General features: G+C 59.0%; 9 protein-coding genes and 4 pseudogenes. 5 read left to right on the top strand and 8 right to left on the bottom strand.

Going from position 1 to position 12442, the window contains the following annotated elements:
* Positions 1 to 81 precede the first annotated feature (81 nt).
* Positions 82 to 678, top strand: a complete 597-nt coding sequence (locus MEB48_RS24660; protein WP_237886431.1) for an eCIS core domain-containing protein — start codon at positions 82 to 84, stop codon at positions 676 to 678.
* A gap of 41 nt (positions 679 to 719) precedes the next feature.
* Here MEB48_RS24660 and MEB48_RS24655 read toward each other — a convergent pair whose 3' ends face one another.
* The 3 genes and pseudogenes from MEB48_RS24655 to MEB48_RS24645 form a co-directional block, all read right to left on the bottom strand.
* On the bottom strand, positions 720 to 1040 hold the full coding sequence (locus MEB48_RS24655) for an isochorismate lyase (RefSeq protein ID WP_237886430.1): 321 nt from the start codon (positions 1038 to 1040) through the stop codon (positions 720 to 722).
* Positions 1041 to 1339: 299 nt separating this feature from the next.
* Positions 1340 to 1816: pseudogene (locus MEB48_RS24650) on the bottom strand (phage infection protein); the annotation flags it as partial.
* A gap of 289 nt (positions 1817 to 2105) precedes the next feature.
* A pseudogene (locus tag MEB48_RS24645) lies at positions 2106 to 2549 on the bottom strand (hypothetical protein); the annotation flags it as partial.
* On the opposite strand from MEB48_RS24645, the pseudogene MEB48_RS24640 reads away from it, so the two are divergent.
* From MEB48_RS24640 to MEB48_RS24630, 3 genes and pseudogenes are all read left to right on the top strand, one after another.
* Positions 2550 to 2880: pseudogene (locus MEB48_RS24640) on the top strand (hypothetical protein); the annotation flags it as partial. It lies immediately after the preceding pseudogene.
* A 220-nt stretch (positions 2881 to 3100) separates the two neighbouring features.
* Positions 3101 to 3234 (top strand): annotated as a pseudogene (locus MEB48_RS24635) (3-keto-5-aminohexanoate cleavage protein); the annotation flags it as partial.
* Between the two features lie 96 nt (positions 3235 to 3330).
* Entirely contained in the window at positions 3331 to 4662 is a 1332-nt protein-coding gene (locus tag MEB48_RS24630) for an MFS transporter (protein WP_237886428.1), read from the top strand.
* 192 nt (positions 4663 to 4854) lie between these two features.
* Here MEB48_RS24630 and MEB48_RS24625 read toward each other — a convergent pair whose 3' ends face one another.
* Together MEB48_RS24625 and MEB48_RS24620 are read right to left on the bottom strand one after the other, a co-directional pair.
* Positions 4855 to 5898: an AraC family transcriptional regulator gene (locus MEB48_RS24625; protein WP_237886427.1), complete on the bottom strand. Its 1044-nt coding sequence runs from the start codon at positions 5896 to 5898 to the stop codon at positions 4855 to 4857.
* 439 nt (positions 5899 to 6337) lie between these two features.
* Positions 6338 to 7375, bottom strand: coding sequence for an AraC family transcriptional regulator (locus tag MEB48_RS24620; RefSeq protein ID WP_237886426.1), 1038 nt, complete (start codon positions 7373 to 7375; stop codon positions 6338 to 6340).
* A gap of 111 nt (positions 7376 to 7486) precedes the next feature.
* Here MEB48_RS24620 and MEB48_RS24615 point away from each other — a divergent pair, with 111 nt between their 5' ends.
* On the top strand, positions 7487 to 8530 hold the full coding sequence (locus MEB48_RS24615; protein WP_237886425.1) for an alpha/beta fold hydrolase: 1044 nt from the start codon (positions 7487 to 7489) through the stop codon (positions 8528 to 8530).
* Positions 8531 to 8590: 60 nt separating this feature from the next.
* On the opposite strand, the gene MEB48_RS24610 is transcribed toward MEB48_RS24615, so the two are convergent.
* The 3 genes from MEB48_RS24610 to MEB48_RS24600 all read right to left on the bottom strand — a co-directional run bounded on the left by MEB48_RS24610 (position 8591) and on the right by MEB48_RS24600 (position 11888).
* Entirely contained in the window at positions 8591 to 10240 is a 1650-nt protein-coding gene (locus MEB48_RS24610; protein WP_237886424.1) for a 3-(methylthio)propionyl-CoA ligase, read from the bottom strand.
* 181 nt (positions 10241 to 10421) lie between these two features.
* Positions 10422 to 10901 carry a 2,4'-dihydroxyacetophenone dioxygenase family protein gene (locus MEB48_RS24605; RefSeq protein WP_237886423.1) on the bottom strand — a complete coding sequence of 160 codons (480 nt, stop codon included), beginning with the start codon at positions 10899 to 10901 and terminating at the stop codon, positions 10422 to 10424.
* 114 nt (positions 10902 to 11015) lie between these two features.
* Positions 11016 to 11888 (bottom strand): TauD/TfdA dioxygenase family protein, encoded by an 873-nt coding sequence (locus MEB48_RS24600; protein ID WP_218228002.1) that lies wholly within the window; start codon positions 11886 to 11888, stop codon positions 11016 to 11018.
* Between the last annotated feature and the right edge of the window lie 554 nt (positions 11889 to 12442).

The raw sequence follows: 12442 nt of genomic DNA, 5'->3' as shown, positions 1-12442 counted from the left end.
TTCGGGACTACGCTAAAGCTATGCGAGTCGTCGATCAATGGTGATCCACTGTTCGCGCTGCGTCCGCCCCTGGAGCGCCCAATGCCGCCCATCACCCCGCGCCTGATGGCGCTGTTTGCTCTTTGCCTGACGCTTGAAGCGCCAGCCCAGACCAACGCCTGCCCAGCTGGCGAGAAACAAGTGTGCCTGGACGGCTGCATCTGCCTGCCAGATCCGGGACAGGTGCTTGGCCCCTTGCCAGATGGCATCTACCAGATCGCAGCACCCGCCCTGGCGCTGTGGCTGACCCAAGCTCGCGCTGAAGCAGCCAGCGCCGGCCTCCAACCCATTCCACCGCACATCCGGGAGCAACTGCTGCGCTGGTACGACCCCAGAGTCCTCGATACCGCGCGCTACAAAATTAGCGACAACGGCGAATTCAGCGCCGCCACTGCCATGCTGCAAAACCCCGATGTCGGTGCCGTGACGCTGATCGACATCATCCTCTTCCGTGACGCTCAAGCCGTAGAACAGAACATCGCGCTCTGGGCTCATGAGCTAAAACATGTGCAGCAGTTTCAGGAATGGGGGGTAGAGGAATTTGCCCAGCGCTATACCCAAGATTTCAATGCTGTGGAAGCGCCGGCTTATGCCATACAGGCTGAGGTCAGACGATGGATGCGGGAAGGGACTTACTGAAGGGTCGCGAGGCTGCCTGACAGGCAGCCCGGACACCAGAATCAGGTTTCGGCTTGATGGGCCGCCCAGTGTTTCATCTCTTCGGCAATGAAGTGGTTCACCAGATCGCTGTACATCTTCTCGATGGCATCCGCGCTCAAGCCCTCGGCCTCGGCCCACTCGCGACGTGTCGCCAGCATCGCCTTGAAACGCTCCGGAGCACGCACCGAAGTCGCCGAGGTCTTGAACTTCGAGGCCGCCAGCACGTAGCGAAAACGCTTGCCCAACAGCTTGATAACGCCCTGATCAAGGGCATCGATTTCGCATCGGATGTCCTCCATGCCTGCGCACTCTGCGGGTTGCAACTGATTGATGACTTCCATGTAAGTGACTCCGTTTGCTGCAGTTGATGAGACGCCAACACGCCGAAACCCCACCTTCGGCTACCTTGGGCGAGCATCGACAATAATTCATTTGACGATGCAACTGGGCAAAAAAAACGCAAAAAAAAACCGGCTGATAAGGCCGGTTCTTTTTCGGGTGTCGCGGTAAAGCCACTCATTCATGCAGTACGATTTTGAATCAGACGATCGGAACCACCTTCAGCAACGCGGTTTTCGATCAGACGGTCGGAACCACCTTCAGCGACGCGGTTTTCGATCAGACGATCGGAACCGCCTTCAGCGACGCGGTTTTCGATCAGACGATCCGAGCCGCCTTCAGCGACGCGGTTTTCGATCAGACGATCCGAGCCACCTTCAGCGACGCGGTTTTCAATCAGACGATCCGAGCCACCTTCAGCGACGCGGTTTTCGATCAGACGATCCGAGCCGCCTTCTGCGACGCGATTTTCGATCAGACGATCTGAACCGCCTTCAGCGACGCGATTTTCGATCAGACGATCCGAACCACCTTCAGCGACGCGGTTCTCGATCAGACGATCCGAACCGCCTTCAGCGACGCGGTTTTCGATCAGGCGATCGGAACCACCTTCAGCGATGCGGTTTTCGATCAGACGATCGGAACCACCTTCGGCAACGCGGTTCTCGATCAGACGATCCGAGCCGCCTTCTGCGACGACCGGGTGAGCAGAGAAAGCGGCGAAAGCGTTAACTGCAAAAACCGAGAAAGCGATGCTGAGGATGATTTGGCGTTTCATGATGGTGTGCTCCGGGGTGTTATTGGTTGGGTATGGAGCGGATGTTACGCCGAGGATTTTTTATGAGAACTTCATTGCGCTGATGGTGACTATCGATGCGAGCGATGGATGCAACGAGCGGGTGAACGTCGCGTCTACGCCGGGGCAAACGCCTGACCGAGTGCAATCCTCCAAACCCCCGATACCCTGTAGGAGCGAGCTTGCTCGCGATGGCGTAGTGTCAGCCAACATCAATGTTTGGATGTGCTGGCCGGCACTACGCCGCGCGCCATGAACGAAGATCGAAGCCTTATTCGACTGCCGCCGTCTCGGCCACACGTTGAACCTCAACCGGTTTCAACGGCGTCTCGGGCGACGTCTCGGGCGTGTTCAGGTCACGGGCAAAGGTCCTGTCGTTTTCGCCACGGAAAAAATTCTTGCCGTAGATCAGCAAGCACAACACCACGCCGATGGCGAACGCCCAGCTCGCGCCCTTGATTGCCAGCACCGCGCCGATCACCCCGACGATACCCAGGTCACGCTGGCTTCGCGCTTCCAGGATGCCCAGACGCACGCTGACATAACCTTGGATCAGCAGGGTCAGGGACAGCGCGACGCCCAGAATCGGTTGCACCAGGGTTACCACTGGCAATAGCAGCAGCCCGGTATTGGTCCCCCAGCGGAATGAGCCGACACCGGCAATGATCGAACCCATTGCCTTCGGCCCACCCTTGAAACGTTCGATGATCACCACGCCAGGCTCGGCATCCTGCCGATTGTCCTGCTGGCGGTGGTCATCGCCCCGCTGTTCAACGAGGCGCCGTGGCCGACCATTCAATGGGGCATCAGCCAGCCGGACTTCATTGGTTTGTGGACCCACTACACGGTGTTCGGTCTCGGCATGCCGCCTTTGTCGATGTTCATCTCGGCAATTCCAACGGTGCTGGCGGTGTACATCATCGTGTTTGGCGACGTGCTCAGCGCCAAGGTACCCGGACCGCGCGCACCTGATCTTCGGCGGACGCAACGCCATCATGAGCATCTTCGGCCCCGACGTCGCCATGTGCGGACCGAAGTGGGCAGCCGCGGATGAGCAGCGCCGGGTGTCCCGATATTCTCCTGTCCCAGCATCACAATATTGTGTCCTGAAAAGCTGAGTGCAAGACGCCCTCTGAGGACTACCTTCAAGCCGACTACTGAAAATAGATGGAGGTAAAAAGTGGATGCACGCACTGCAATGCGCATTGGTCAACCGCTCGCCGCAACGCGACAAGATGTTGACAACCCCGATGCATTCAACGCCATACCTGGATCGGCATCGGTGGCGGTTTTGATGGCCCGGATCCGTTCAACATCATTCGGGTGCGGGACGGTTGCACCCTGACCGCCGATCCCTGCTCAAGAACGTTCTGCCGGGCAACGGCATGGCCCTGGCCATGTAGATGTACTCGCGTGCGGGCTTTGAAGACACTATCGCTCGCCGTCCGGCTACACGCTTGATAACAACAATAAAATAAAGACTTCGAGGAGGCTGCATGGCCTTTCACCCAATCGCCGGCGACGATGACGACGCAGGCTGCGTCGGCGTGGCGCGCCAATATGCCTGGATCGTTTTTGCACTGACATTCGGCCTGTTGATTTCCGATTACATGTCGCGTCAGGTACTGAACGCGGTGTTCCCGCTGCTCAAGAGTGAGTGGTCGTTGAGCGACGGACAGCTCGGTTTGCTCAGTGGCATCGTTGCCCTGATGGTTGGCCTGCTGACGTTTCCGCTGTCGTTGCTGGCCGATCGTTTCGGCCGGGTCAAGAGCCTGGCGCTGATGGCGTTGCTGTGGAGCGTGGCCACCCTGGGTTGCGCGTTGGCGCAGGATTACCAGCAGATGTTCATCGCGCGGTTCATGGTCGGCGTCGGCGAAGCCGCCTACGGCAGCGTCGGCATTGCCGTGGTGATTTCGGTGTTCCCCAAACATATGCGCGCCACCCTGGCCAGTGCCTTCATGGCCGGAGGTTTGTTCGGCGCTGTTTTAGGGATGGCCCTGGGCGGCGCCATCGCGGCCAAGCTGGGCTGGCGCTGGTCGTTCGCCGGCATGTCGTTGTTTGGCCTGGTGCTGGCGATGCTGTATCCGCTCATTGTCAAGGAAGCACGTATTGCGCCGCCACGTGCCGCGCCAGTGGCGAACAAGGCAACAGCTGCGATCAAGCGTCCGCTACGCACGCTCTGGTCCAGCCGTTCGGTGGTGGCGACCTATGTCGCCAGTGGCTTGCAGTTGTTCGTCGGCGGCACGGTGATGGTGTGGATTCCCAGTTACCTCAACCGCTACTACGACATGCCCACCGACAAGGCCGGTGGCATGGCGGCGAGCATCGTGCTGTGCAGCGGTGTGGGGATGATCCTGTGCGGCATGCTCAGTGATCGCCTATGTCGCCACTCGCCGGAGCGCAAGGTTAGCCTGGCCATCGGCTTCTGCCTGGGCAGCTGCCTGTTGCTGTCGGCTGCCTTTGCCTTGCAGGCGGGGCCGGTGCAACTGCTGCTGATCTGCCTGGGCATGTTGATTGCCACCGGCACTACAGGCCCCAGCGGCGCGATGGTTGCCAACCTGACCCATTACTCGGTGCACGGCACGGCCTTCGCCACGCTGACCTTGGCCAATAACCTGCTGGGGCTGGCGCCGGGGCCGTTCATCACCGGTCGGGTGTCGGACCTCATCGGTCTGCATGCTGCGTTTCAACTGGTGCCACTGGTCAGCCTCGCGGCGGCCGCGGTGTTCTTTTATGCCAAGTGTCATTACCACAAAGATATTGCCCGCCTTCAGGGTCAGAGCGTGCCTGACCCTGTCAGTGAAGTCGGGGTAGAGGTGAAATTGTGAGACGTCGTTTATGTCTCGATGTGTGTTTTGATTTCATTTTCATTGGGGCCTCTGAATAGAGGCGTTCCAGAGGTTTATAGCCGGGCTTCACTGGGCGGGCTCCTCGTCGCAGTGATGCTCCCGACCTGTGTCACCTACACCGTTTTTCTGCGGCGACTGTACCAGCAGTCGCCGTTTTTTTTGGCCGCGGGCTCAGAAAGGCTTGGGGGCGGCAGCGTACGTCGAGGGGCAAGCGGACTGTTTCTGCGCGCTGCGCCACACCGCCGGCGGCATGCCGAACTGGCTGATGAACCAGCGGGTAAAGGAGCTCGCCATGGAGAAGCCGAACATGTCGGCAATGTGGCTCATCGAGTGGTTCGGGTTTTCCAGATAACGCAGTACCAAGGCACGGCGCACATCGTTGATCAGGTCGCTGAAGGCACAGCCGTGGTCCTTGAGGCGACGTTGCAGGGTGCGCACGTTCATCCCCTGGGATTGGGCGATCTGCTCGATGGTGGCGCGGCCCATGGGTAACAGCAGGTAGATGGCCTTGCGCACTTCGAACAGCATCGAGTTGCTTTCGGGGCTTTGCAGCGAGTCAAGGTAGCTCTGTGCATGACGGGCCATGGTCGGGTCGGCATTGAGATTGATCATGTCGAGGCAGGCGGCAGGGCAAACGATGCCATTGAACTCGCTGCCGAACTCCAGGTTGCAGCCGAACACGCGCCGATGCGGGTACAGGTTGTCTGGCGGCTGGTGCATGAAGTTGACGCTGTAAGGGCGCCAGTGTGAGCCGAGCAGGGCCGAGCACAGACCGAACGTCACGCCGATGGCCAGTTCCGTAGCCTGGCGCCTGGGCATCGGCGACTCGGTGACCATCTCTTCACGAATGATCACCATTTTGCCGCTCTCTTCAACGAAGATGGCCAGCGAGTCGTTCATCAGATGACGGTAGCGCACCATGACCTGCAACGCTTCGCGCAGGGTGCGTTGATGACTGAGCAGCAGGCTGACCACGCCGAAGTCCGAAAGCTGGCGCGACTCGGCCATGCTCAGGCCGAAGGTCTGGCAACCGCTGGCGGCGGCCGTATCTTCCAGCAGACGCACGGCGGCATCGATGGGGATGCGGGATTCGGGGGCTTGCAGCCGAGCCTTGTTCAGGCCTGCGACTGCCATGACGTCGTGCGGGTTGAATCCCAGGTCCTGGGTAACTTCCAGGTATTTGGTCAAAACGGCGGCGCGAACAAGCGTGGGCATGTGTAGGACTTCCCTCGGCCGATGGTGACGTTTCATTGACGATGTGTTGCGCGATCAGGCGCTGTTCTGATGACGTTTGTGCTGCTCCCGGGGCGATCCCGGTGGAGGACTGCAAGTAGCGCGATCAGATTCAGGATCGTATTTTTTGCATCACCAGCGAATTGGTTGCTGGACTCGAATTCACAAACCGCTGGAGCCATCAAGGATCCAGGATTCTGGGCGGTAAACGTGTATCCGGTGGATGTTGTGGCCCCCATCAACGGAACAGGGGCCACCGACCCATAGTAGGTTGCACGAGAGCGATGCAATGGGCGTTGCGGGACAGAATCTTCGCGTATTGGGACGCTGGCGGCGGGATGGCGGGGTCAGAAACGTCGGGTATGGCAGGTTCAGACCAAGTGGCTGGTCAGCAGGCTGGAGTCGCCCATGAACCTGTTTTTTATTCAGGTGATTGGGGCCCGGATGCCGCCTTGCTCTCTCGGTAGGAGACGGCCCAAGCCGAGGGTGTCTTGCCAAAACGGCTGCGGAACCAGCGTGAAAAGTCACCGGCAGAGGAAAATCCGAGGAGTTCGGCGACCTCATACAATCGGCGCTTGCTGTTGGCCAGATACTCTTCGGCGAGTTCGGCGCGTACCGCATTGATGATCGTCGTGACACTCTCTCCCTCGTCCGCCAGGTGTCGGTTAAGGGTGCGTCGGTGCATCCCGAGATGCTGGGCCACGCCATCGACAGAGCACAGTCCGCTTGGCAGCAGCATCTTGACGATCTGGCGTACCCGCTGCGCCGGTTCGTCGCGCAGGTTGGCCAACTGCATGTCCAGGGATCGCTTCACCTCGCGATGCAATGCGGGGTCGGCCGTGGGAATGGGCATATCCAGATCGCGCCTGCGGCAAACGATGGCATTGAATTCCTGGGAAAACTCGATAGTCGTACCCAACACGCGGTGGTGCACTTCAAGGCTGGAAGGTCGGTCGTGAGTAAAACTGACCCTTACCGGCCGGAAGGCATGGCCGCTCAGAACGCTCAACATCCGAAGCATTATGCCGGTTGCCTGTTCAATCGCCTGGCGCCAGACGCCATGATGCCCCTGCATGTTCACACCCACATGCAGCAGGGTCAGTTCGCCTACATCCTCGAGCCACAATTGCACACCGGCGTTATGCAGGCGCGTATAGCGGAAGCAAGATTGCAAAGCTGCGCGAAGCGTTGGCTCTTCGCGGATGAGTAGCGCGAGCATGCCAAAGTTGGAAAGGTGTCTGGTTTCCGCGAGCAACAGTCCGAAGGCCTCCTGGCCGGACAGGCGGGCTGACTCCTCCAGCAGCCAACCTACCGAATCGCTGCTGATCATGATGTTCGGATCGTCGAGGACACTGGCCGGTAGCCTGGTCATGCGCAGCATGCGAAATGGATCGAGCCCCACTGAACGGGCAACCTGCTCAAAGTCGGTAAGGCTGGCGCTTCGCGTCAAGGTATACATGCTTGGCCTCGTGTCCCAGTTTCACCAGATTGTGTCCTGAGAAGCTTAGTGCAGGACAGCCGCTCAGGGCTACCTTCACGCCGACAATGACAACAAAGATGGAGGTAGATAATGGACACGCGCACCGCTACAGGTATCGGTCACCCGCTCGCGGCAAGGGCGCAGGTGGACGCCGATGACCCCGATGCATTCAACCACTGCTTTGCCGAACTCAACGGCATTCGCATGCATTACATCGACGAGGGGCAAGGGCCTCTCGTCATCCTGCTGCACGGTTTTCCTTATCTTTGGTACATGTGGCGGCACCAGATCGCGGTGTTGGCCGAGGCCGGCTATCGAGTCGTGGTCCCTGATCAACGGGGGTTTGGCCAAACCGATCGACCCGATGCCATTGAAGCCTATGACATGAGTCAGGCAGTCGGCGACATGGTGGGGTTGATGACGACTCTGGGCGAAACATCCGCGGTGATCATCGGGCACGACCTGGGCGCCTGGGTGGCCCAGGCGGCGGCCATGCTGCGGCCGGATCTGTTCCGTGGCCTGGTGATGCTCAATACGCCGGTGCCACCGCGCGGCAAGGTCAAGCCGACAATAGGTTTGCAGGCAATGGCAAAGGGCAGGGTGTACCACCACCTGTATTTCCAGCAGCTCGACAAGCCGGACCGCGAGTTGGCCAGCGATCCGCGCAAAACCTTGCGCAGCGTCTTCTACTCGATCTCCGGCAGCGCTGTCGGGGCTGAACGCTGGCGCCTGTTCGTCGAGCCTGGTGAGCCCATTCTCAATGCGTTCACTGAGCCGAAGGGGGAGTTCCCGTCATGGCTGAGCGCGCGGGCGCTCGACTACTACGTCACTGAATACACGCGCACTGGGTTTACCGGTGCTTTGAACTACTACCGCTGTCGCGACCGGAACTGGGAGATCACCGCGTTTCTCGACGGTGCGGTGGTGCGCCAGCCGAGCCTGTTCATTGGTGGTGCCGCCGACCCTTCGCTGGAGCCGGTCGAAATCCGTGCGCTCTACGAACAGCTCGACACTTATCTACCCGGGCTGCAGAAGAAGGTCTTGCTACCCGGCGTGGGCCACAGCGCCGCGGAAGAAAGCGTCGATCAAGTCAATGAGTTGCTCCTGACGTTTCTCGAGCAACTGGAGCGCTAGAAGCGATCGCACTGTGCGTGGTCGCGATCACTCGCGGCCACGCACAGTGCATGCACTCGTTCAGCCGGCAGCCTTGACCATAAGATGGTCACCGAACTGCTCCCGCAGACGGTTCTTCTGGATCTTGCCCGTAGCGCCCAACGCAATTGTGTCGACAAAGATCACATCATCCGGCGTCCACCATTTCGCGATCTTGCCTTCATAAAAGGCGAGCAGTTCTTCCCGCGTCAGTGTTGCTTGCGCCTTCGTGACGACGATCAACAATGGGCGTTCGTCCCATTTTGCGTGTCTAGCGGCAATGCAGGCCGCCTGGGAGACTGCCGGATGGGCCATCGCAATGGTTTCCAGTTCGATGGAGCCTATCCATTCGCCACCCGACTTGATCACATCCTTGCTGCGATCGGTGATCTGCATGAAGCCATCGACATCGATGGTCGCTACATCGCCGGTTGGGAACCACCCTTGACCTGCGTGTTCGAGCAGCGGCGAACTGTTTGCTTCGTTCCTGAAATAATCGCGCACCACCCATGGCCCGCGCACCAACAGCTCGCCCGAGGTTGCGCCGTCCCAGGGCAATTCCATGCCATCGGCGTCAACGATCTTCATGTCGACGCCAAACACCGCTCGGCCTTGCTTGGATTGCACGGCATGACGCTCTGCCGGGGACATTTCAATATGCCTGGCCTTGAGGGTGCCAACGGTTCCGATAGGGCTCAATTCCGTCATCCCCCAGACGTGCAATACCGCTACGCCGTAGGTTTCCTGAAACCTGTGCAGCATGGATGGGGGACAAGTGGCGCCACCAATGATGCTGCGTTTCATGCTGGAGAATCGCCGGCCGGTTTTTTCCACATGACCAAGAAGGCTTTGCCACACGGTCGGGACACCCGCAGACAGTGTCACCTGCTCGGCTTCGAGCAGTTCGAACAGCGATACTCCATCCAGGGCAGGTCCGGGAAAGACAAGCTTCGCACCGACCATGCACGCAATGTACGGAAGTCCCCAGGCGTTGATATGGAACATCGGCACAACGGGCAGAATCACGTCGTGTGCCGAACAATTCAGGGCGTCGGGGAGCGCGGCCGCATAGGTGTGCAGCACCGACGAACGATGACTGTACAAAACCCCTTTCGGGTTGCCCGTCGTGCCAGAGGTGTAGCAGAGCGTGCTGGCGGCATCCTCGTCGAAAATCGGCCAGGCGTAGTCAGGGGATTTCTCTTGAAGGAGGTCTTCATAGCACAGCAAATTGTCGATGCCGGCATCCTTGGGTATATGCGCCTGATCGGTCATGGCGATGAACGCCTTGACCCCATTGCAGCGCCCGGCGATGGACTTGATCAGCGGCAAGAAGGTCAAGTCGAAGAAGATGTACTGGTCTTCGGCGTGATTGGCGATGTAGGCGACCTGGTCTTCATGCAGACGAGGGTTGATGGTATGCACAATGGCACCCATGCCGGCAACGCCGTAGTACAACTCCAGGTGCCGATAGCCATTCCATGCCAGTGTGCCGATCCGCTCGGAAGGCTTGACGCCCAGGCGGGTCAGCGCGCTGGCCAGTTGGCGCGCGCGGCGGTGGCAGTCACGGAAGGTGTAGCGATGGATATCGCCCTCCACCCGACGGGATACGATCTGCGTATCGCCGTGATGGCGATCGGCATGTTCAATGAGTGAGGAAATCAAAAGCGGCTTTTGCATCATCAGGCCTTTCATGGCATCGCTCCGTTCGCTTGTCTGTGATCGGGGAGCGAGCAGGCGGCCAGGCCCAGGTCAGATGTCGCGATCAAGATCGCGCCCCGACACAGCCTGTTTCCCTCCCCTGAATGATTGCTATCCGGCAACTGGCCCGGTCGCCCCTTGAAGAGAGGCGCCGGGTTTCCCTATGAAATCCGGGTCAGTTGAATGCCGTCAGGTCTTTCGGCGCGATGTCATGCTGCTCGCAGTAAGCAAGATAACGTTGCAACCCGGTCTTCCAGTTTTCCAGCGCGACGATGTTGTCGTTGCCGTCCAGGAACGCGAGATCGCCATTAACCTGAACCAACGTGAGCACATATCCGTCTGTGCTTCCCGTGCTGACGACTTCAGGCGTGTGAGTCGATCCGGCAGTCTCGTACACGATGCTGCCGGGGCCGGCGATCCAGTCATGCTCCTTGTATTTCCACTGACCTTCGATCGTGTAGACCATCACCGTACCCGTGTGGTGGTGCTTGGGCAGTTGCATGTCGATCGGCGACTTCATCATGACGATCCATTCACCGCGGATCGGGTCAAGCTTGAAGTACTTCAGCAGGACGTTTTCCGCATAGGGCGTAAAGGGTATCCACGGCAGCGATTCGCCATCGATGACGGCAGTGTCGATATGTTCGTAGAGCATAGGTATCTCCATTGTTTTTATTTGAGGTCGAGCATTTGTGAGCGGCCAGGGCTGCCCGACTGACTCAGATGGTCGGTCGGGTGCCCTGAATTCCCCCGGAGGGAACCGTTTGGATTAGGTGAGCGGGGTACCCGCGAGGGTGGCGCGGAGCATCTTTCTTGGCGCATTGCCGTAGTCAGCCACCGCGTAGTGTTGAACCTGTAGGTTGTCCCACATGGCAACCGTATTGGTTCGCCACTTCAGGCGTACCTGGTATTCCGGAATCGCGGCCTGAGACATCAGGTAGTTCATCAGATGATGAGCTTCCGGCATGAAGTCCTGGCCGTAGCGGATATCCTCGAAGTTGAAGAAATTCGAGAAATGGGTCGTGAACGCAGAGTTGACGAACAAGACCTTTTCGCCAGTCTCTGGATGGGTAAGTACCACCGGGTGTTCAGCGGCAGGGTTCTTCGCAGCCATCGCATGACGTTCTTCGCGTGGCAACTGGGCGCCAAAGGTCTGCTCGGCACCGTGTTTTGCGTACAGGCGTTCGATTCGTTGCTTGATAGCCTGTGGCAGGTTTTCGTAAGCCATCACCATGTTGGAAAACAGCGTGTCGCCGCCGGCCTCCGGACCCAGTTCGCAGCGCAATACCGCGCCGCGGGGCGGCGCCTTCTTGTAGGTGACATCGGCATGCCAAAGGTTTTCGCGGCTGGCCTTTTCGACATAGCTCTTGGGCTTGCTCGGATCGAGATTGCGGTACAGCATCAGCAGCTTGTCCGCCTCCGGATGGCTCGGCGCCAGGGGATGGGCTTCCAGCTCAGCGAATTGCGCGGCGAAGTGCTGTTGCTCCAGGGGGGTGATGTCCTGATCGCGAAAGAACAGTACTTTGTGCTTCAGCCACAGAGCCCTGATTTCTGCGATCAGTTCGGGGTCCTGGGCAGCATCGGCCAGATTGATGTTGCTGAGTTCGGCACCGATGGCGGGGGAGCAAATCTCCACCTTGATCGAATGCTGGCGCACTGACGACCGGATAGTGGCAGGTGCCGAGGGGGTAAGGGGTGAAGGAGTGTCTTGGGCTGCGGCGACTGTTGTCATTGTTGTCTCCAATCCGTGCTGTACGGCGGTGCGCAATATGAGCATCCGGTGTAGGTAACTGCCCCCTACCAGTTATTGATAGGGGTGGTCCTACAGTAGTGATTTCAGGCGCAAGACTATGGGCGTAGCGGGACAGTTTCTTCGCATATTGGGACGAAGAGCCGGGACCATGACTGGAAGACGAATGACGGCCTAATTCGGAAGGTGCTTGGTCAAATTGACCGCGTAACTAGCGCGATATCCGGTTTTTCATCAAAGGATTTTGAAGCTCGTAGACAAATTCGAGCGTCTGCTTTTGGCCCGAAAGCAGACATTACTCATGCCACCCAAATCCGCAAAACAGAAGCGCCTCGTTCCCAGTTCCGTAGCGTAGAATTTCCCAAATGCCAACCCCCACCCGAGACGGAACCTCAATGCAAACCCCCACCAAATCCCACCCCCTCTGGCAAACCTACCTCCTATTC

It is taken from the genome of Pseudomonas sp. PGPR40, assembly GCF_022014505.1.
Classification (GTDB): domain Bacteria; phylum Pseudomonadota; class Gammaproteobacteria; order Pseudomonadales; family Pseudomonadaceae; genus Aquipseudomonas.
Note: the sequence above shows the minus strand (reverse complement) of the source record. Positions and strands in the feature narration are given on the sequence as shown.

What these genes read in the sequence shown, in the direction of transcription:
- MEB48_RS24660 (WP_237886431.1), top strand. Translation starts at nt 82, where the DNA reads ATGCCGCCCATCACCCCGCGCCTGATGGCGCTGTTTGCTCTTTGCCTG.
- MEB48_RS24655 (WP_237886430.1), bottom strand. Translation starts at nt 1,040, where the DNA reads ATGGAAGTCATCAATCAGTTGCAACCCGCAGAGTGCGCAGGCATGGAG.
- MEB48_RS24630 (WP_237886428.1), top strand. Translation starts at nt 3,331, where the DNA reads ATGGCCTTTCACCCAATCGCCGGCGACGATGACGACGCAGGCTGCGTC.
- MEB48_RS24625 (WP_237886427.1), bottom strand. Translation starts at nt 5,898, where the DNA reads ATGCCCACGCTTGTTCGCGCCGCCGTTTTGACCAAATACCTGGAAGTT.
- MEB48_RS24620 (WP_237886426.1), bottom strand. Translation starts at nt 7,375, where the DNA reads ATGTATACCTTGACGCGAAGCGCCAGCCTTACCGACTTTGAGCAGGTT.
- MEB48_RS24615 (WP_237886425.1), top strand. Translation starts at nt 7,487, where the DNA reads ATGGACACGCGCACCGCTACAGGTATCGGTCACCCGCTCGCGGCAAGG.
- MEB48_RS24610 (WP_237886424.1), bottom strand. Translation starts at nt 10,240, where the DNA reads ATGAAAGGCCTGATGATGCAAAAGCCGCTTTTGATTTCCTCACTCATT.
- MEB48_RS24605 (WP_237886423.1), bottom strand. Translation starts at nt 10,901, where the DNA reads ATGCTCTACGAACATATCGACACTGCCGTCATCGATGGCGAATCGCTG.